Genomic DNA, 19,972 nt, shown 5'->3' on the forward strand with positions numbered 1-19,972 from the left:
ATTTGTGTCTAAAATTTGTTGACTAGTGCACAAGCCCCTCTCAGTCGCCCTGACGGGCGCCAGCTCCCCCCAAGGGGAGCCTTTCAATAAGCAAATTGCTAAGCTACTCCCCAAGGGGAGCCTTTCAATAAGCAAATTGCTAAGTTAACCCCAATTGGAGGTGAATACCCATGGCGAATGAAATTTACGGCAACCTGAAGGGTATCCGTAATTCCGTTATTGAAGAATTAAAAACGTTTTATGATATCCGTCTGGAGGGCGGTCAGCTGCTGACTAGCGAGCTGGCTTTGCGTATGGCGGATGTTACTGATTTTATTAACCGCGAGGTGAGCGTTTACGTTGCGCGCAACGGTCAGGTGCTTGCCGTATCGGTGGGCAATGATCAGAGTGTGGAGCTGCCTCCGGTTGAGGGCAGACGTGGTGCCAGCCGTTTGAGCGGTGTGCGCTGTGTGCATACTCATCCCAACGGCAATCCGCTGCTCAGCGGTGTGGATATTTCCGCGCTGAAGAATAACCGTTTTGATGCGATGATTGCTGTCGGCGTTACTTCGCCTGATATCAGCCAGTCGCAGATGAGCTTCGGCATGATTACCGGTATTGACGATAACGAGCAATATCAGGTGGAATGCTACGGACCGCTGACACTGCAGGAGGCGGAGGGAGTGTTCTTCCCGAATCTGGCGGCGATGGTGGAGCGCATCCTTGATAAGCAGACGGGCAGTGCAAGCCTGGCGCAGGGAACCGAGCGTGCGATTATCGTGGGCATGGAATATGGTGCTCCCAACAGCAGCGGCTGGACGGCTGAGGATTCTTTGGAGGAGCTGAAGCAGCTGGCAGATACTGCCGGTGCGGAGGTTGTGGCAAGATTCCTGCAGAAGCGCCCCAAGCCGGACCCGGCGTTCTTTATCGGCCGCGGCAAGGTGCAGGAGCTGGCGCTTTATGTGCAGCAGGAGAACGTAGACCTGTGCATTTTTGACGATGAGCTTTCGCCGGCACAGCAGCGTAATATTGAGCAGTCAATGGGTGTGCGTGTGCTTGACCGCACGGCGCTTATCCTTGATATTTTCGCCCAACGTGCGCATACTAATGAAGGTAAGCTGCAGGTTGAGCTGGCGCAGCTGCAATATACGCTACCGCGTATTATGGGCAAGGGCCTGGCGCTGTCGCGTCTTGGCGGCGGCATCGGTACCCGCGGTCCCGGCGAAACTAAGCTGGAGGTTGACCGCCGTCGCATCCGTGACCGCATTGCTTATATTAAGGAATGCATCGGCAAGGTTAAGAGTGTGCGCACTCTGCACCGAGCAGGACGCGCGAAGGCGAGTGTGCCTACGGTAAGCCTTGTGGGCTACACCAACGCCGGAAAATCCACGCTTTTGAATACGCTGACTAATTCGGATATCTACGCGCAGGACCAGCTTTTCGCAACGCTGGACCCGACTACGCGCCAGTTAGATCTGCCGAATAAGCAGCAGGCCATTTTGACAGATACTGTCGGCTTTATCCAACGCTTGCCGCATCAGCTGGTTGCAGCCTTCCAGTCTACGCTGGAGGAGGTTGTGCAGTCCGACGTGCTGCTGCACGTTATTGATGTCAGCCACGAGCTGTATAAGGAGCAGGCTGCTGCTGTTTATCAGGTTCTGGATGAGCTGGGTGCCAAGGATAAGACAATTATCACGGTTTATAACAAAATTGATAAGCTGCCGCCGGATTCCGGTCTGGCAGAGCGTTTGAGCAAGGAAGAAAACAGCATCTGCATTTCCGCCAAGGCACGTTATAATCTTGACGGCCTGCTGGCGCTGATTGCGGAGAACCTGAAGCTGAAGGCGGTAGAGGAGAGCTTCCTCGTGCCTTACAGCGATTCCGCTGCGGTAGGACGCTTGCATGATGCAGGCACTGTACTGGAGCAGGAATATCTGGCGGAGGGCACACTGCTGAAGGTGCTTCTGGACGCGGAGCAGGTACAGCAGTTTGCCAAGTATCTTGCTGCAGATGCCAAGGCTTAGGATTAATTGGCGTTATGCCGAAAAATATAAAAATATCAGGTGAGAATTTTGGTTGATTACAATGCATTAGAGCAGGCAGCCTTAGCTGAGGTTGCTAAACATACCGCAGAGCTGGAAGCAGCAGCTTTGTACAATACTGAAAAGGTTATTGCGGCTTTCCGTAATAACATGGTTTCCGACTATTACTTGAAGCCTACTACAGGCTACGGCTACAGTGATGTGGGCCGCGATACTCTGGATTTGATTTACGCAGAGCTGTTCAAAACCGAGGCTGCATTGGTGCGTTCTCAGTTCGTCAGCGGTACTCATGCGCTGGCAGTTGCTTTGTTGGGCAACCTGCGCTCAGGCGATGAGCTGATTGCCGTAACCGGTGCTCCTTATGACACTATGCAGACTATTATCGGCTCTCCGGTTAAAACTCCCGGCTCCTTGGTTGACCTGGGCGTAACCTATAAGGAGCTGCCGATGAAGGGCGACCATGTTGATTTGGAGGCTGTAAAAAACGCTGTTACCTCCAAGACTACGATGATTCATATTCAGCGCTCCTGCGGCTACAGCAGCGAACGTAAGACTATTGACGTTGCTGAAATCGGCCGTATCTGCAGTGCTGCTAAGGAAGCTAACCCGAATGTTATCTGCTTTGTTGATAACTGCTACGGCGAGTTTATCGAGAAGCAGGAGCCTACCGAGGTTGGCGCTGATCTGATGGCAGGCTCTCTGATTAAGAATCTGGGCGGCGGCTTGGCTCCTACCGGCGGTTATATTGTCGGCCGTGCGGATTTGGTAGAGAATGCTTCCTACCGTCTTACTGCTCCCGGTCTGGGCGGCGAGATGGGCGCAACTCTGGGCGATACCGCGCGTGAGTTCTATCAGGGACTTTTCTTGGCTCCGCATATTGTGGTGCAGGCTGTTAAGACTGCTATTTTTGCGGCTGCTGTTTTCAAGGGCCTGGGCTATGATGTTAAGCCGCTGCCGGAGGAACGCCGCAGCGATATTATTCAGGCTATTACCTTGGAGAGCAAGCAGCGTCTGTGCGATTTCTGCGTTGCTATTCAGGGCAATTCTCCTGTTGATGCGCACGTTGAGCCGGTTCCGAGTCCGCTGCCGGGTTATCAGGATGAGATTATTATGGCTGCTGGTACCTTTGTACAGGGCGCTTCTATTGAGCTGAGTGCCGATGGTCCGTGCCGTGAGCCGTTTAATGTTTTCTTCCAGGGCGGTTTGACTTTTGAGCATGGTCGTCTGGCGATTATGGCGGCGGCTAAGCGTGTTGGCCCCAAAGAGGCGTAATAAAGTTAAAGATTCGTAATTAAATCTCATTCCGTTCAAAAGAATTGCGGGCGCTCGTTTCGTGTGGAACCAAGACGAAGTGCCGAAAAACTCGCGCTAAGCTAAAAAATTATACAATATTAGCTTGCATAGCGCTCAGACAGTTTCGGCCCTTCGGTGGTTCCAAACACTTACTCGCTGCAATTATTATTTCTCTGCATGAGAATTTAATTACTCAATTTAGTTTGCTTTTAACGTTATGTTAAGAGTTAAGTTACTCAATGTAGTTTGCTCTTAGCTTTGCAATAAGAGTTCATTTATCCATTTTAGTTTGCTCTTAACTTTGCAATAAAGTTTCGGTTACTCAATTTAGTCTGGCATCGAATTGACGTCAATTTTGATGGCGGAGTTGTTTAAGGATGATTTATATGAATAATATGGCAGTATGTAATTATATAGTGGGCGTGCTGGGCGCTGTTATCGGCGGTCTGATTATGCAGGCGGCTGCAGCCTTTCCGCTGGAGTTTACGGAGAACGGCCCCGGTCCCGGCTTCTGGCCTTTTACGCTGGGGGCGGTGCTGGGCGCTGTTTCGGTTTTGCTGCTGCTTTATACCTTTATCAATAAAACTGATTTACATGGCGTGAAGGTGCAGCTTTCTTCGACAGGCAACAAGCGCGTTTATTTAATGATGGGACTTGTTGTTGTGTTCTGCGTGCTTATCAGCATTCTCGGCTTTTATCCGGCAGCGGCACTTATGATTCCGGCTGTTATGCGTCTTATGGATTATCGCAATTATAAGGTAATCGGCCTGACAACGGTGCTTAGTCTGCTGTTTATTTATCTTGTTTTCGGCATGCTGCTGCATACGCAGATGCCGCAATCTGTTTTCATGGAGTAGGGGGTCATACTGATGGTTGATATAATGAGCGCATTAAATATGATTTTCGTCCCCATGAATCTGCTGGGACTTTTCTTCGGCGTGCTGGTGGGCATTGCCTTCGGCTGTATGCCGGGCCTGAGCGTTAACATGGGTTTGGCGCTGCTGTTTCCGCTGGCATTTACGTTCCACGGTATCGGCGGCATTCTGATGCTGCTGGGAATTTACTGCGGTGCGATTTATGGCGGCAGTATTTCGGCAATCCTGCTGAAGACTCCGGGTACGCCTGCTTCCGTAGCGACAACGCTGGACGGTTATCCGATGGCGACGAAGATGGGGCAGCCCGGACGTGCTCTCGGTCTTTCCACCTTGGCCAGCACCTTTGGCGGTATTTTCAGTACTATCTGCCTGATTTTGCTGGCACCGCAGCTGGCGAAGGTTGCACTGCAGTTTTCCAAGCCGGAATATTTTGCTCTGGCTATTTTCGGCCTCAGCATTATTACGAGTGTTTCCTCCGGCAGTGTTATCAAGGGTATTATGGGCGGTCTTATCGGTCTGTTCCTGGCGACCGTCGGCATTGACGGTATGAGCGGTGCAATCCGCTTTACTTTGGACTCCAACTATTTTATGGGCGGTGTATCCTTTATCCCTGTGCTGATCGGTGTGTTCGCCTTTGCGCAGGTGTTGAGCAGTATTGAGGATTATTATCATAATGAACGCAAGGAGCAGCACATGATGCTGGACCGTCTGCTGCCTTCGTTTGACGATATCAAGAGGGTGTTCAGCACGCTTTTGCGTTCCTCCTTCATCGGTACCTTCATCGGCTGTGTGCCCGGTACCGGCGGCGATATTGCTTCCTTTGTTTCTTATGATCAGGCTAAACGCTGGTCTAAGCACAGCAAGAACTTCGGCAACGGTGAGCCCGAGGGCATTGTAGCCTCCGAGGCAGGCAACAACGCTGTATCAGGCGGTGCCTTCATCCCTGTGCTGACGCTGGGTATCCCCGGCGACGGCGCAACGGCAATTATGATGGGCGCGCTGATGGTTCAGGGCCTGCAGCCCGGTCCCTTGCTTTTTGTGGAGAAGGCACCTGATGTTTACGCTATCTTCATCGGTCTGCTCTTAGCTAACGTGATTATGGGTATTATGGGCTTTTCGTTAATCAAACTTTTTATGAAGGTTGTTAACGTGCCTGTACACATTCTGCTGCCGATTATCGTGATGATGACCTTCGTGGGCACTTATTCCTACAATAATTCCCTGAACGATGTTTATCTGATGGTAGCAAGCGGTTTCTTAGGTTACTTTATGAATAAGCTGGGCTTTTCCATGTCGGCGATTATCATCGGCATTATCTTAGGCGGTATGGCAGAGCAGAACTTTATCGGCTCGCTGATTATGAGCGACGGCAGCTTTGCTATTTTCTTCCAGCGTCCGCTGTGCCTGTTCTTCCTGGTGGCAGCACTTTTATCACTGCTTTCGCCGCTTTTCGGCAAGCTGTTCAAAAGAAGCTAAATTTTACTTGACAAACTCCCTGCGTTTAGCTAAACTAAGCATATAAAGGGAGTAGCTTGCACGCATGGCGTGTTCACTCTGTCGTCAGTACGATTGCTTTGGCAATCCGGCTTTGTGACTAAGTAGCGAGACTTTGTTGTAATTTTATTGCAGCAATGTCTCGCTTTTTTGTTTTTAGGGACGGCTGCAAATCAAGGAGGAAGAAAATGGAAATAGCTTTACAGTTTGTTTTATTGGCTTTAGGCTTTGTGATGCTCGGTAAGGGTGCGGATTGGTTTGTCGAGGGCGCGGCAGGTATTGCCATGCGCTTTGGCATTCCGCAGCTGGTAATCGGCCTTACTATCGTGGCGATGGGCACCAGCGCACCGGAGGCAGCGGTAAGTATCGCGGCGGCGGTTAAGGGTAATGCGGATATTACCATCGGTAATATCGTAGGCAGTAATATTCTTAACATACTTGTTATTTTAGGCCTTGCGGCTTCTATCGTACCGATTGCGGTAGCGCGTTCTACCGTACGCATCGAAATCCCCTTCATGATTGGTGTTACCGCACTGCTGTTTTATCAGGGACGCGACAGCAGTATCAGTCTGGCGGACGGCGGCGTGCTCATGGTAGCCTTTGCCGCATATATGATGTATCTGTACACCATGGCGATGAAGAGCAATGTCGACAGTGATCTGGAAGAGCCCGGTTTGCCGCTGGGACGCTGCCTTTTGGGTGCAGTTGGCGGCTTGGCGCTGATTATTGCCGGCAGTAATGTTACCGTTGGCGCAGCAACCTCTATTGCAACCTATGCTGGACTTAGCGAGCGTTTTATCGGCCTGACGATTGTGGCCTTGGGCACCTCGCTGCCGGAGCTGTTCACCTCTGTAGCGGCGGCACGCCGCGGTAACGCGGATATTGCCATCGGTAATATCGTCGGCAGCAACATTTTCAATATTCTTTTCGTAGTAGGCTTGTCCTCGCTGATTATCGATATTCCCTTCGCATCTGCCTTCAACTTTGATACCTATGTAGCGCTTGGTGCGGCAGTGCTTTTGTGGCTGTGCGTGCTGCGTACTCAGCGCCTGCAACGCTGGGCCGGGGCGCTGATGCTGATGTGCTATGCGGCATATCTGGGGTATATTCTGTAAGCACAGCATTATAATGTAAAAAATTTAACATTTACCCTCCGCAAGCAGTAAAAATCTCTTGCCTGCTTGCGGAATTTATGGTAAAATATTTTGGTGTAAAAATAACACACGCAGGAAAATTCATCTGTTGCTACGTTTTGCCGCGTAGAGAAGAATTATAACCCATTCCTGCGGAGGAAAAAACAGGAGGAAACAAAAAATGGCTATTATCTCTATGAAACAATTACTTGAAGCTGGTGTACACTTTGGTCACCAAACCCGTCGTTGGAACCCTAAAATGGCTCCGTACATCTTCACCGAGCGTAACGGTATCTACATCATCGACCTGCAAAAAACCGTAAAAAAGGTTGACGAAGCTTACAACTTCATCCGTGAGGTTGCTGCTGCTGGCGAAAACATTCTGTTCGTTGGTACCAAAAAACAAGCTCAAGAAGCTATGAAAGAAGAAGCTACCCGCTGCAACATGTTCTTCGTTAACGAGCGTTGGCTGGGCGGCATGCTGACCAACTTCAAAACCATCCAAACCCGTATTGCACGTCTGCGCAAACTGGAAGCTATGGAAGCTGACGGCACCTTCGACCTGCTGCCGAAGAAAGAAGTTATCAGCCTGAAACATGAAATGGAAAAACTGACCAAATACTTGGGCGGTATCAAAGACATGAAAAAACTGCCGGGCGCTATGTTCATCGTTGACCCCCGCAAAGAGCACATCGCTGTTCTGGAAGCTCACAAACTGAACATTCCTATCGTTGCAACCGTTGACACCAACTGCGATCCGGACGAAATCGATCATGTAATCCCTGCAAACGACGACGCTATCCGCGCTGTAAAACTTCTGACTGCTAAAATGGCTGACGCTGTTCTGGAAGGCCGTCAAGGTATGCAAACCGAAGAAGCTGCTGCTGAAGAAGCTCCGGCAACCGAAGAAGCTGAATAATCCTAACGTTAATATATTACATTTTGAGGAGGAATAACTGATGGCTCAAATTACTGCTGCATTAGTTAAAGAACTGCGCGAGCGTACTGGCGCTGGCATGATGGACTGCAAAAAAGCACTGACCGCTGTAGAAGGCGATATGGACAAAGCAATCGACTTCCTGCGTGAAAAAGGTTTGGCTGCTGCTGCTAAAAAAGCCGGCCGTATCGCTGCTGAAGGCGTTGTTGGCTCTTTCGTTAGCGCTGACGGCAAGATCGGTGCAATCGTAGAAGTTAACTGCGAAACCGACTTTGTGGCTAAAACCGACGGCTTCAAAGAACTCGTTGAAAAAATTGCTGCTCATATCGTAGCTACCAAACCGGCTGACGTAGAAGCTCTGCTGGCTTCCGAGCTGGACGGCCAAACCGTTGAAGCTCTGGTAACCGCTAGCGTTGCTAAAATCGGCGAAAAGATTTCCGTTCGTCGTTTCGCTCTGTACGAAGCTCCGGAAGGCGTTGTTGCTGCTTACATCCATGGCGGCGGCAAAATCGGCGTTGTTGTTGAATTAAAAGGCGGCAATGCTGAACTGGGTAAAGACGTTGCAATGCATGTTGCTGCTGCTAACCCGAGCTATCTGGAACGCTCTCAAGTACCGGCTGCTGAGCTGGAACACGAGAAAGAAGTTCTGTCCGAGCAAGCTAAAAACGAAGGCAAACCGGAAAAAATCATCGAGAAGATGGTTATGGGCCGTATCAACAAATACTACAAAGAAGTATGCCTGGTTGACCAAGAGTTCGTTAAAGATCCGGACCAAACCGTTGGCAAACTGGTAAAAGCTGCAGGCGCTGAAGTTCTGGCATTCTCCCGTTTCCAACTGGGCGAAGGCATCGAAAAGAAACAAGAGGACTTCGCTGCAGAGGTTATGTCTCAAATTAAATAATCCGTTTAGTTTGGACTGCAACTGAACATTTAAGGCTATCACAAGAAATTGTGGTAGCCTCTTTTTTGCACTGCAAAACTTTTAAAAAGTGTAAAATAGTATACATTTTTCTTTCTTGACTATGCTATGGCAAAAGCATATAATAGCAATGTATTTTGTTTTAGCAGTCTAGTAAACTGCTGGGGAGGTTAATGTATAATGAATAAGTTTTTAAAATACGCTCTTGTGGGCGTACTGACAATGTTTGCTCTTGTAGCTGCAGGCTGCGGCGGTTCTAAAGATGACGGCAAGGTAGATATGAATAAGCCGGTTATCGTAGGCGTAAACCCCGGTCCTCATGCTATTATTATGGATAACGTAAAGAAGATTGCCGAGAAAAAGGGCCTGAAGATTGAGGTTAAAGAGTTCAGCGATTTCGTAACTCCTAACTCCGCTCTGGCTTCCGGTGAAATCTGGGCTAACTGCTTCCAGCACGAGCCCTTCCTGAAGGCAACTATGAAGAAGGAGCCTTCCTTCAAGCTGGCTAAAGCCTTCAACACCGCTCTGTTCCCGATTAACATCTATTCTAAAAAATTGAAACCCGGCGACACCATTCCCGACGGTGCAAAAATCGGTATTCCTAACGATCCGACCAACGGCGGCCGTGCTATTCTGCTGCTCGCTGCCAACAACCTGATTAAGGTTAAAGACCCGAAGGATGTTACTACCAGCGTTAAGGATATCACCGAAAATCCGCATCATTTCGAAATTATCGAGCTGGAGGCTGCAGCAATTCCCCGCAGTCTGGATGATCTGACCTGCGCAGCTATCAACACTACCTACGCTATCAGCGCCGGCCTGGACCCTGCCAAGGATCCTATCCTGCGTGAAACCAAGGATTCTCTGTATGTAAACATTGTTGCTGTACAGGAAAAGGACCTGAACGATCCGCGTCTGAAGATTTTCCAGGAAGCATATCAATCTAAGGAAAATGCAGAATTCATCGAGAAGAAATTCCCCGGTTCTGTATACTTAGGCTGGGATAACAAATAATGAGCTCATGGTCAACGTGCAAAACTCCTGCGGGAGCTTTGCCGTTGGCCTTTTGTCTATGCAAAGGTGGTAATTTTATGGATATTCAAGCATATATTAATGAAGTATGGCCCAAGCTGCATGCTCTGGCTGAGCCTGCCTTCAAGGAAGTTAGGACGGCAGCCTTTCTGGCAGATTTTTTGCGTAAGCTAGGTTACGACGTAACAGAAAACGTTGGCAATACTACAGCACTTACCGCTGTGCTCGACAGCGGCAAGCCGGGACCTACGGTAGCAGTGCGCACCGATATGGATTGCCTGCTCTTTAAAAACGAGGACGGTTCGCTGGCGCCTATTCACGCCTGCGGTCATGATGCGCATATGACTATCGCTTTGGGCGTAGCCAAGCTGCTGCAAGAGCAGGGCCTCGCCTGCGGCCGCGTGAAGATTCTTTGCCAGCCTGCGGAGGAAATCGGCAGAGGCGCATTGGCAATGCTGGAGGCAGGCGCACTGGATGATGTGCAGTACGCTTTGGGTTATCATGTAATGCCGAAGGATATGGCACGCAGTGGTCAGATTATAGCGCAGATCAATTGGACGGCCTGCACCCTGATGGAAGGCGAAATCCGTGGGTTGGCAGCGCATGGCTCCCAGCCGCATCTGGGCGTGAACGCTATTGATGCCGGTGCCGCTATCGTGAATGCCATCAACGCACTGCACAGCAACCCGCTTTTGGGCGGCAGCATCAAGACTACCCGCTTTATGGGCGGCGCAGGCTCGCTTAACGCTATCTGTGACAAGGTAAGCATCGGCTTTGACCTGCGCAGTACGTCGAACGCCGAGATGTTGGTGCTGCGCCGCAAGGTAGAAGATATCGTCGTGAATACGGCGAAGGTGTATGGCGCGGAGGCGGACTGTCATATTGTCGGCACCTGCCCGGCGGCGGAGGCTGACCCATCACTGTTGGCGCTGACGCAGGAGGTAATTTCCGCAGAGCTGGGAGCGGGAGGACTGATTCCCGCTGCCAATATTACGGTAGGCGAGGACTTCAACTTCTTCAAGCAGGAGCGTCCGCAGCTGAAAACTGCCAGCCTGGGCATTGGCTGCGACCTGGAGCCGCGTCTGCATGACCGTGATATGCACTTTGACCACAGCGCGCTGGCTAATGCCATCAACGTGCTGACAAATCTTACGCAGCGTATTTTATGCGTAAAGCCGTAAGCATATCCTGAAAAATTATAAAGCAAAAGGCTTCTGCAGTAAGGTGTTGCCAAACTGCGGAAGCCTTAATTTTACGCTTCTTATGCTTCTTCGATTACTGCGGCAATGGCTGCAACAGCCTTATCTTTGAGGCCGGTTGCTTCAATGCAGGGCTTAAAGGTTGCGTCCTTGCAAACTGCCGTCATAGCCTTTTCGCTGCTGCCCTTACCGCTGCTGCCGTAGGTGCAGACAGGGATAACTGTTTTGCCGCTCAGGTCGTTTTCCTCCAGGAAGGTGAGGATGATATTGGGGCAGGTGAACCACCAGATAGGGAACATCACCACAATGGTGTCATAGTCCTGCAGGTTCTGCGGCTTAGCCTTTATCGCAGGACGTGCGTTTTGCAGGTTTTCCAGCTTGGCCTGGCCTACGCAGATAAGATAAGAGGAGGAATGTTCTTTTACCGGCTCGATAGCAAAAAGATCGGCACCGGTTTGCTTGGCGGTGTCTTCGGCCAGTTTTTTGGTAATGCCTGTGCGTGTAAAATAGGCGATAAGAGTTTTCTTCATAATGGGAACCTCGCTTTCATATAATAACATTATAACACAATTTTAGACAAAGGCTGAATTTTCTTTACAGTTTTACTGTCAGCTTGTATATTTAGCTGATTTCATGTATAATAAAGTTAGTTTTTTCAAATGGAGGGATGTCGATGAAAAAGTACTTTCTGCCAATAGGCAAACGACAGGAAGAGGTACTGCTCCCCGAGGAGCGCGTTATATATGATATACACGGCAATGAATCCAGCGTCTGCGAGGACGTTGTTGCCGCTACTACCGAAGCAATCCGTAACCCGATCGGTACCAAGCCTCTGCGAGAAATTGTGCATGCAGGCGAAACTGTAACCATTGTCATCAGCGATATCACACGTCTGTGCGGCACGTCCGAATTTCTGCCGGTTATTGTGGCCGAGCTGAACAGTGTGGGCGTAAAGGACGAGGACATCACTGTTATTGTTGCTACCGGTACCCACCGCGGTCATACGCATGAAGAGGATATCACCGTTTGCGGCGAGGAGATGGTACGCCGTCTGAAAATAGTTCAGCATGACTCCCGCAAGAGCGAGGACATGGTACTGCTTGGGCAAACCTCCTTCGGCAATGATGTTGCTATCAGCAAATATGTTGCCAATGCCGACAGAGTTATTCTGACCGGTGCTGTAACGCTGCATCCCTTTGCCGGCTTCGGCGGCGGACGCAAGGCTGTTATGCCGGGCGTAGCGGCATATGACAGCATTATGAAAAACCATTGCATGACTATGTCTCCGGTAGAAGGCGCAGGCTGCAACAAGGCCTGTGACGCAAGTCTGCTCGAGGGCAATCCCATTCATCAGGATATGTATGAATCCTGCAAACTGTTGAATCCGGATTTTCTGGTGAACACTGTGTTTACTCCGGACGGAGAAATCAGCGAGGTTGTTGCAGGCCACTGGTACGAGGCATGGCAGAAAGGCTGTAAGGATTTGCTGGCTATGGCAGGCGTACACATCAAGCAGCTGGCTGATGTAGTAATTGCTTCCGCAGGCGGTTATCCCAAGGATTTGAATCTGTATCAGGCTACCAAGTGCCACATGAACGCACAGTTTGCGGTTAAGCACGGCGGCATCATGATTTTCACTTTGGACTGCCCGGATATTAAGGAGCCTGCTATCTTTACGGATTGCTTCAGCCGTAACGATATGGAGCAGTTTGAAAAGGATATCCGTGCTAATTTCACTATTCCGGCCTTTGTTGCCTTCAAGGCGCGCTGCATTGTCAACGATGTAACCGCTTATCTGGTAACACGTCCCGAGAACTTCGACTTTGTCCGCAAGACAGGTCATATTCCCTGTGCATCCTTGCAGGAGGCCTGGGATATGGCTCAGGAAAAACTTGCAGAGCAGGGCAAAAAGGATTACAATATTACCATTATGGGCCATGCGTCAGCTACGCTGCCTATTTTGGACAAATAAAATATTAAAGAATAATTTGGGGGGAACTTAATTATGAAAACAAGAAAAGTTGGTATTATCGGTTTAGGTCACGTTGGTGCTCATGTTGCATACAGCCTGGCTATTCAGGGCATTGCTGCCGAGCTGGTGCTGGTAGATCCGAAAGAATCCAAGCTGGCTGCCGAGGTACAGGACCTGCGTGACGCAATTCTGTATTGCCCGCATGATGTAAAAATCAACGGCGGTACCTACGCTGACTTGGGCGACTGCGATGCTATTGTAAACTGCATCGGCGATATCGACCTGGTTGCCAGCGGTGACCGTTTGGACGAGCTTACCTTTACCGCAGCACAGGTTAAAGGTTATATCCACAAGGTTATGGCCAGCGGCTTCAACGGCTTCATTGTTAACATCACCAATCCTTGCGATGTTATCACCAACATCCTTTATCGCGAAAGCGGTTTGCCGAAAGGCCATGTAATCGGTACCGGTACCGGTCTGGATACCTCCCGTCTGGTATCTGCTTTATCTCTGCAGACCGGCGTTTCTCCGCAATCCATCAGCGCTTACATGATTGGCGAGCATGGCGCTTCCCAAATGGCTGCATGGTCCTGCGTAAACTTCAACGGCATTCCTTTAAGCTCTCTGGAGCACGAGGATCCTAAATTTGCTTTTGACAAACCGGAGCTGCAAAAACGCGCTATCGGCGGCGGCTGGGTAACCTACAGCGGCAAGCACTGCACCGAATACGGCATCTGCTCTACCGCAGCACGTATGGTACGCTGCATTTTCAACGACGAGCAACGCATTATGCCTGCTTCCATGCTGCTTGACGGCGAATACGGCGAAAAGGATGTCTTTGTAGGCGTTCCCGTACTGTTGGGCAAAAACGGCGCAGAGCGTGTGCTGGAGCTGCCTCTGACTGCTGAGGAGCTGGCAAACTTCCATAAATGCTGCGACGATGTACGTAAGAACATCAAAACCGCAGAAGGCATTGCTCCTGCCGAATGTAAATAATTTTTATAGTATGTCTTTGAAAGGGCAGGCCGACAACGCTGCAGGGCGCTGCTTACGGCCTGCTTTTTTGCTGGTTATGCTACAAAGTTAACAAAAAAAGTGCCTTAGCAAAGATAATAGTTGAAAGTTTTGCCAATGAGTGGTAAAATATTTAGGTGATTCATAGCTATCATCAGTTTTATGGAAAGAGGGTAATATCATGACGCGTATCAATAGAGTTTTGGAGCATATGGCCAAGCTGCAGGTAGACAGTGTCATTATTAAGGATGTTACCACAATCCGTTATCTGACCGGCTTTACAGGAGATTCCAGTCTGCTGTATCTGGACAGACAACAGGGCGTGCTGATTACGGATGGCCGTTATACAGAGCAGGCCAGAAACGAAATGAAGTTCTTCAAGGTGCTGGAGTATACTCCGACAGGTGCGCACAGCATCTGGGCTGCCGCCGCTGATTTGGCAAAGAATGCCCAAGCGCAGGTAGTAGGCTTTGACGGAGCGTATTACAGCTATGATGATTATACTGTGCTGCACGAGCTTTTGGGCGAAACCTACATGCAGAGTATTGATTTCAGCGATATCCGTATGATTAAGGATAAAAAAGAGCTGGACCTGCTGCTGAAGGCTGCCAGCATTGCTGACGAAGCCTTTATCCATCTGCTGGAGGATATCAAGCCTGGCTGTACCGAGCGCAGTCTGGCAGGCCGTCTGGAATACTATATGCGTGCCTTGGGAAGTGAAAAGACTTCCTTTGATACGATTGTAGCCTCCGGCGTACGCAGTGCTTTGCCGCATGGCATGGCATCCGACAAGGTTATCGAGGTCGGTGATTTTATTACCTTTGACTTCGGCGCTGTCTATAAGGGATATCATTCCGATATGACGCGTACCCTGGTAGTGGGTCTGGCAAATTCCTGGCAGCAGGAAATTTATACTATAGTTGAAGAAGCACAGCGCAAGGGCCTGAAGGCTGCCGAAGCAGGCATGACCGGCAGAGAGCTGGACGCTATTGTGCGTGACAGCATTACCGCCTGCGGCTACGGCGATTATTATGTGCATGGAACAGGTCACGGTGTAGGCCTGGAAATCCATGAAATGCCGATGATCAACAAGCGTGGCGCTACGGTGCTGCAGACAGGCATGATCTTCACTATTGAACCCGGTATATACATTCCCGGTAAAGGCGGGGTACGTATAGAAGATACTGTTGTTTTGACAGAGAATGGGGCAAGAGCCTTGAACGGTGTCAAAAAGCAGCTTATTGAAATTGTCTAATATTTAAATTTATAGGAGGGCTTCCAATGATTTCCACAAACGAATTTAAAACCAACGTAACTGTTACTATCGATGGCGACGCTTGGCAGGTTGTTGAATTCCAACACGTAAAACCTGGTAAGGGTGCTGCTTTCGTACGTGCAAAAATGCGTAACCTGTGCACCGGTGCTGTTGTTGAGCGTACCTTCAACGCAGGCGAGCGTCTGCCGAAGGCTCACATCGACCGTCGCGAAATGCAATATCTGTATGAATCCGACGGCATGTATGTATTCATGGATAATGAAACCTACGAACAAACCGAGCTGAGCAAAGAAACTCTGGGCAGCGCACTGAACTTCCTGAAAGAGAACATGGACGTTAAAATCATGATTTATGACAACCGTGTACTGGGCGTTGATCTGCCGAACACTGTAGAACTGACCGTAGTTGAAACCGAACCCGGCATCAAAGGCGATACCGCAACCGGCGGCAGCAAGAACGCTACCATGGATACCGGCTATGTTGTTAAAGTTCCTCTGTTCATCAACGAGGGCGATGTTCTGGCTATCGATACCAGAACCGGCGACTACATTTCCCGCGCTTAATTTTAATTAAGAATTACGCAGCAGCTGCTGCAGGCTTGTTCTGTTACTCACGGTGACGGAACCTGCCTGCGGCAGCTTTTTTTGTATGCATATGTACTTATATTGTACACTGAATTTGTTCAGAATTTACAAAAATAACAAGTGTACTTTTCAAGAGAACAGTGGTATAATATTAGAAGAATTTTGTATGAAGAAAGGGGACACTAGTATGTCTGAAAAATCCACATTCTATTTGGTTCGCGAAGAAATTCTTCCTGAAGCAATTAAAAAAACTATAAAGGTTAAAGAAATCCTCAAACGCGGCGAAATCAAAACTATCAACGAAGCAGTTGAAAAAATGGGCCTGAGCCGCAGTGCTTATTACAAATATAAGGATTTCGTTTTCCCGTTCTATGAAGCAAGCAAGGAAAAAATTATTACCTTGTCCTTACTGCTGGAGCACAAATCCGGTGTGCTGTCCAAGGTCCTGAATACTGTTGCCGACGATTCCGGCAGCATCATGACCATCAACCAGGGCATTCCTCTGCAGGGCGTTGCCAACACCACTATTTCTATCGAAACCAAGCATCTGACGGTAGATCTGGAGGCTCTGCTGGACAAGCTGCGCATGATTGACGGCGTAAAACGTCTGGAAGTTTTAGGTCAGGTATAATCGATTACTTATTTAGGTATTGGAGGGGTACTAAATGAAGGATTTTGTAAATGTTGGTCTGTTGGGCGCCGGCACTGTCGGTGGCGGCGTGCTGAAGGTTTTAGAGAAAAATGCAGAGAAAATAGCCAAAGAGGTAGGCAAGCCGGTAAGAATCACCAAGGTGCTTGACCGCCATGTAGACCGCCTGAAACAGGAATACGGCGATAAATATATTTTCACCGACAACGCTGACGAAGTGCTTGAGGATAAGGATATTGATATTATCGTTGAGCTGCTGGGCCGCGAGCATCCTGCCAAGGAATTTATCGCCAGAGCCTTTGCCAACGGCAAGCATGTTGTTACTGCCAACAAGGACGTTCTGGCCAAATTCGGTGCCGAGCTGTTCCCGCTGGCACATGAGCACAACTGCGACTTTATGTTTGAAGCCAGCGTCTGCGGCGGTATTCCTATCATTGGACCTTTGAAAACCAGTATGGCAGCCAATCAGATTACCTCTATCATGGGTATCGTGAACGGCACCACCAACTATATGCTGTCCAAGATGGCTAACGAACACCTTGATTACGACGAGGTACTGAAGGAAGCGCAGGCCAAGGGCTATGCAGAGTCCGATCCTACTGCCGATGTAGGCGGTCTGGATGCTGCGCGTAAAATCGTTATTCTGGCATCTATCGCCTTCAATACCCGCTTCAATCTGGACGATGTGCAGGTTGAAGGCATTGAAAGCATCGAAGCCTGCGATATCAAATATGCAACTGACCTCGGTTACGCAGTTAAGCTTCTGGCAATCGCCAAGAACGATCCGGAAAACGGTGTCAGCCTGCGTGTTAACCCGACGATGATTCCGCTTTCCCATCCGCTGGCAGGCGTAAACGGCGTGTATAACGCTGTATTCGTCAACGGTGACGCTATCGGTGAGGCAATGTTCCTGGGCCTCGGTGCAGGTCGTCTGCCGACTGCAAGCTCTGTCTGCGGCGATATTATTGATATTGCCCGCAATATGCAGCATCAGTCTACCGGACGCATCAGCTGCACATGCTTTGAGGAAAAACGCCTCTGTCCGCCTGACAAGATGTCCGCACCGGCATATATCCGTCTGCAGGTAGCAGATAAACCGGGCGCACTGGCAGCTATCGCTGCAGCCTTCGGCGCACAGAACGTGAGCCTGCGCAATGTTGTACAGACTAATGATGTTAAGAGCAACAAGACGGAAATTGTTGTAATTACTCACAGTGTTTCGGAGGCTAATCTGCAGATGGCGCTGCAAATTTTGCGCGTACTGCCGGTAGTAGAAGCAATCAGCTGTGTGATTCGTGTAGAAGACAGCCATTTGGCATAAAGAGGCGGCAACATGAAAAAAGTATTTATCCAGGTTCCCGCAACCTCAGCTAACTGCGGCCCCGGCTTTGATACCCTCGGCCTGGCCTGCAATCTGTATAACGAAGTAAGCTATGAAATAACCGATAAGAAGGGCTTCCAGCTGGAGGTAGAAGGCGAGGGCGCAGATTATCTGAAGCCGTTTGGCCGTAATTTGGCCTTTGCCAGCTTTCTGCGCGTGTGGAACGCCGTAACCGACGGCCAACGCATCGGTCTGAAGGTGAAGATGCTCAACCGCATTCCTATGTCCCGCGGTCTGGGCAGCAGCTCCAGTGCGATTGTTGCCGGTCTGTTTGCAGCCAACGCTTTGTGTGATGACCATTATACCAAGGATGAGCTTCTCGATATCGCTACGGAAATCGAGGGCCACCCGGATAATGTGGCACCGGCGCTGTACGGCGGCTTCACCATCAGCTATATGGAGCAGGAGAAGGCGCATTCTTTGCGTCTGCTGCCTGCCAAGCCATTGAAGTTCATTGCCGTCGTTCCCGACAGCAAGCTGCCTACGTCGCTTGCGCGTCAGGCTATTCCCAAGACTGTACCGCACAAGGACGCAGTATATAACACCTCCAGAGCTTCGCTTTTGGTCGGTGCGCTGCTGAGCGGCAATTATGAGTATCTGGGCATGGCGCTGGAGGATAAGCTGCATCAGCCGTACCGTGCGCATCTGATTCCGGGCTTGCCCGACGTTTTTGCGGCTGCCAAAGAGGCAGGCGCATATAACGCTATTATCAGCGGTGCAGGCTCTACGGTGATGGCGTATGCTTCGCCGGAGGCAGACTGTGAGCGCATTGCCAAGGCCATGGTTGATGTGTTTGCGGCCAATAATGAACACGCCTGCTACCATATTCTGGACCTGGATACAGACGGTGTAAAAAAAGTTTAAAATATTTTAAAAAATAGTGTTGACAAAATCCAAATAAACCTGTATAATACTCCTTGTGATTCGGGGCGTGGCTCAGCTTGGTAGAGCGCTTCCTTGGGGTGGAAGAGGTCGTGGGTTCGAATCCCGCCGCTCCGACCAATGTCGGACTTATAGCCTTTACGTTTTAACGTAAAGGCTTTTTTCATGTTTAAAAGGAAGTTGGGGCACGCGAGAAAATATAATAATGCTCTCGATATGAGCTTAGGAAAAACTAATCTTATAAACTTAGAACCGATTTTGGTTCTTTTTATTTGCGTAAATTTACATAAAAGTGTGATTCGGAACACAAAAAATCTTATAAAAATGTGAGAAGTAAGCATTTTATACAATTCGCTTTGCGATACGTCCCCAACAACCCCCATTTTAAAGAAAAATTGTTAGGGAAAAACAAGCTGATATGTTATAATATAGAACGTGTGAATATATTTTGCGCAGCTGCCGGGCAGCAGAGGTAAATAAAACTGTTGCTGACGGCATAACAAAGCAATTTGAACAGTAATTGACAGCAAAAGCTGCAAAACATCAGGCCGAAGGCTTACAGCTTGGGAATATAGCTTCCCGACAGCCACGGCATTACTGATTACTGTTATAGCAGAGCGCCTTGCATTCGAAGTAAGGGCTTTTTCATATTATATTGGGAGGTTTTGACCGATGATTCGTACCTTGGAATTCGTCTGCAGTGAATGCGGCGAACATTTTGTGCCCGGAGAAAAATTGTATTATCGTGATAATTACATGAACAACAGCATTCGCGATACCAAATTTATCTGCCCGGAATGTATTGCCCGCTGGCAGCAGAAATGGCAGATTAAAACAGCCAGCTTTCATGAGATTGATTATGTGCTGACAGTTGACCTGGAGCTGGAGGACGGCACAGTCTACAACAACATGGACTGCACGCCGATAGATGAAACCGAAACCGTTGTCCTGGGCGAGGACGTGCCGGTGGAGGCACAGCAGGAGCTGTATAAAATTTATGCAGCCTGGGATAAGGAGCGCAAGGCGCACATCCTGAAGGACTGCACCTTTAAGGATGAATTCATGCGTACTTCCTTCACCTGCGAAACCTACAGCGGTGAACGCTACGAGAACGTTGCCTTCCGCGTAACCATGCGCGGTGAGCTGCAGACGGAAATCCCTGTTCCCGACTACATCAAAATGCAGATTCTTGATGCCTACAAGCTGTACGAGGAGCAGAACGCTGATTATCCGGCAGTAGACGAGCTGGTTTCCGATGAGGATGAAATTGCCAGGATTACCAAAAATTTAAAGAAATAGGAGAGCATATAC

Annotated in this window: 18 protein-coding genes and 1 tRNA gene; 18 read left to right on the plus strand and 1 reads right to left on the minus strand. The window is 49.4% G+C overall.

The window, feature by feature from the left end; genetic code table 11:
- Positions 1-170 precede the first annotated feature (170 nt).
- The 9 genes from hflX to HMPREF9443_RS03275 all read left to right on the plus strand — a co-directional run bounded on the left by hflX (position 171) and on the right by HMPREF9443_RS03275 (position 10,885).
- Positions 171-2,003: a GTPase HflX gene (gene hflX / locus HMPREF9443_RS03235; protein ID WP_009145078.1), complete on the plus strand. Its 1,833-nt coding sequence runs from the start codon at positions 171-173 to the stop codon at positions 2,001-2,003.
- A gap of 39 nt (positions 2,004-2,042) precedes the next feature.
- A complete protein-coding gene (locus HMPREF9443_RS03240) occupies positions 2,043-3,293 on the plus strand; it encodes a methionine gamma-lyase family protein (RefSeq protein ID WP_009145079.1) in 1,251 nt (416 codons plus the stop codon).
- Positions 3,294-3,700: 407 nt separating this feature from the next.
- A complete protein-coding gene (locus HMPREF9443_RS03245; protein ID WP_187363685.1) occupies positions 3,701-4,171 on the plus strand; it encodes a tripartite tricarboxylate transporter TctB family protein in 471 nt (156 codons plus the stop codon).
- Between the two features lie 12 nt (positions 4,172-4,183).
- Positions 4,184-5,665, plus strand: a complete 1,482-nt coding sequence (locus tag HMPREF9443_RS03250) for a tripartite tricarboxylate transporter permease (RefSeq protein WP_009145081.1) — start codon at positions 4,184-4,186, stop codon at positions 5,663-5,665.
- A gap of 206 nt (positions 5,666-5,871) precedes the next feature.
- Positions 5,872-6,798 (plus strand): calcium/sodium antiporter, encoded by a 927-nt coding sequence (locus HMPREF9443_RS03255; protein ID WP_040564965.1) that lies wholly within the window; start codon positions 5,872-5,874, stop codon positions 6,796-6,798.
- Between the two features lie 199 nt (positions 6,799-6,997).
- Entirely contained in the window at positions 6,998-7,735 is a 738-nt protein-coding gene (rpsB, locus tag HMPREF9443_RS03260) for a 30S ribosomal protein S2 (protein WP_009145083.1), read from the plus strand.
- Positions 7,736-7,775: 40 nt separating this feature from the next.
- Positions 7,776-8,654: a translation elongation factor Ts gene (gene tsf, locus HMPREF9443_RS03265; RefSeq protein ID WP_009145084.1), complete on the plus strand. Its 879-nt coding sequence runs from the start codon at positions 7,776-7,778 to the stop codon at positions 8,652-8,654.
- Positions 8,655-8,852: 198 nt separating this feature from the next.
- Positions 8,853-9,686, plus strand: coding sequence for a MetQ/NlpA family ABC transporter substrate-binding protein (locus HMPREF9443_RS03270; RefSeq protein ID WP_009145085.1), 834 nt, complete (start codon positions 8,853-8,855; stop codon positions 9,684-9,686).
- Between the two features lie 77 nt (positions 9,687-9,763).
- Complete coding sequence (locus tag HMPREF9443_RS03275; protein ID WP_009145086.1) at positions 9,764-10,885, plus strand: amidohydrolase; 1,122 nt, start codon at positions 9,764-9,766, stop codon at positions 10,883-10,885.
- 80 nt (positions 10,886-10,965) lie between these two features.
- On the opposite strand, the gene HMPREF9443_RS03280 is transcribed toward HMPREF9443_RS03275, so the two are convergent.
- On the minus strand, positions 10,966-11,463 hold the full coding sequence (locus tag HMPREF9443_RS03280) for a flavodoxin (RefSeq protein WP_009145087.1): 498 nt from the start codon (positions 11,461-11,463) through the stop codon (positions 10,966-10,968).
- Between the two features lie 113 nt (positions 11,464-11,576).
- Here HMPREF9443_RS03280 and larAH10 point away from each other — a divergent pair, with 113 nt between their 5' ends.
- The 9 genes from larAH10 (at position 11,577) to HMPREF9443_RS03325 (ending at position 19,960) form a co-directional block, all read left to right on the plus strand.
- Complete coding sequence (larAH10, locus tag HMPREF9443_RS03285; RefSeq protein WP_148495317.1) at positions 11,577-12,875, plus strand: NPN-dependent 2-hydroxyacid racemase, LarAH10 family; 1,299 nt, start codon at positions 11,577-11,579, stop codon at positions 12,873-12,875.
- A 33-nt stretch (positions 12,876-12,908) separates the two neighbouring features.
- Positions 12,909-13,871: an L-lactate dehydrogenase gene (locus HMPREF9443_RS03290; protein WP_009145089.1), complete on the plus strand. Its 963-nt coding sequence runs from the start codon at positions 12,909-12,911 to the stop codon at positions 13,869-13,871.
- Between the two features lie 199 nt (positions 13,872-14,070).
- Positions 14,071-15,144, plus strand: coding sequence for an aminopeptidase P family protein (locus HMPREF9443_RS03295; RefSeq protein ID WP_009145090.1), 1,074 nt, complete (start codon positions 14,071-14,073; stop codon positions 15,142-15,144).
- A gap of 26 nt (positions 15,145-15,170) precedes the next feature.
- Positions 15,171-15,728 (plus strand): elongation factor P, encoded by a 558-nt coding sequence (gene efp / locus HMPREF9443_RS03300; protein ID WP_009145091.1) that lies wholly within the window; start codon positions 15,171-15,173, stop codon positions 15,726-15,728.
- Positions 15,729-15,936: 208 nt separating this feature from the next.
- Positions 15,937-16,380: an ACT domain-containing protein gene (locus HMPREF9443_RS03305; protein WP_040564968.1), complete on the plus strand. Its 444-nt coding sequence runs from the start codon at positions 15,937-15,939 to the stop codon at positions 16,378-16,380.
- A 34-nt stretch (positions 16,381-16,414) separates the two neighbouring features.
- On the plus strand, positions 16,415-17,719 hold the full coding sequence (locus HMPREF9443_RS03310; protein ID WP_009145093.1) for a homoserine dehydrogenase: 1,305 nt from the start codon (positions 16,415-16,417) through the stop codon (positions 17,717-17,719).
- Between the two features lie 12 nt (positions 17,720-17,731).
- A complete protein-coding gene (gene thrB, locus HMPREF9443_RS03315) occupies positions 17,732-18,643 on the plus strand; it encodes a homoserine kinase (RefSeq protein WP_009145094.1) in 912 nt (303 codons plus the stop codon).
- 61 nt (positions 18,644-18,704) lie between these two features.
- Positions 18,705-18,781 (plus strand) — tRNA-Pro (locus tag HMPREF9443_RS03320).
- A 552-nt stretch (positions 18,782-19,333) separates the two neighbouring features.
- Positions 19,334-19,960 (plus strand): hypothetical protein, encoded by a 627-nt coding sequence (locus tag HMPREF9443_RS03325; protein WP_009145096.1) that lies wholly within the window; start codon positions 19,334-19,336, stop codon positions 19,958-19,960.
- The last annotated feature ends 12 nt before the right edge of the window (positions 19,961-19,972 follow it).

Source organism: Phascolarctobacterium succinatutens YIT 12067 (assembly GCF_000188175.1).
GTDB classification, from domain to species: Bacteria; Bacillota; Negativicutes; order Acidaminococcales; family Acidaminococcaceae; genus Phascolarctobacterium_A; species Phascolarctobacterium_A succinatutens.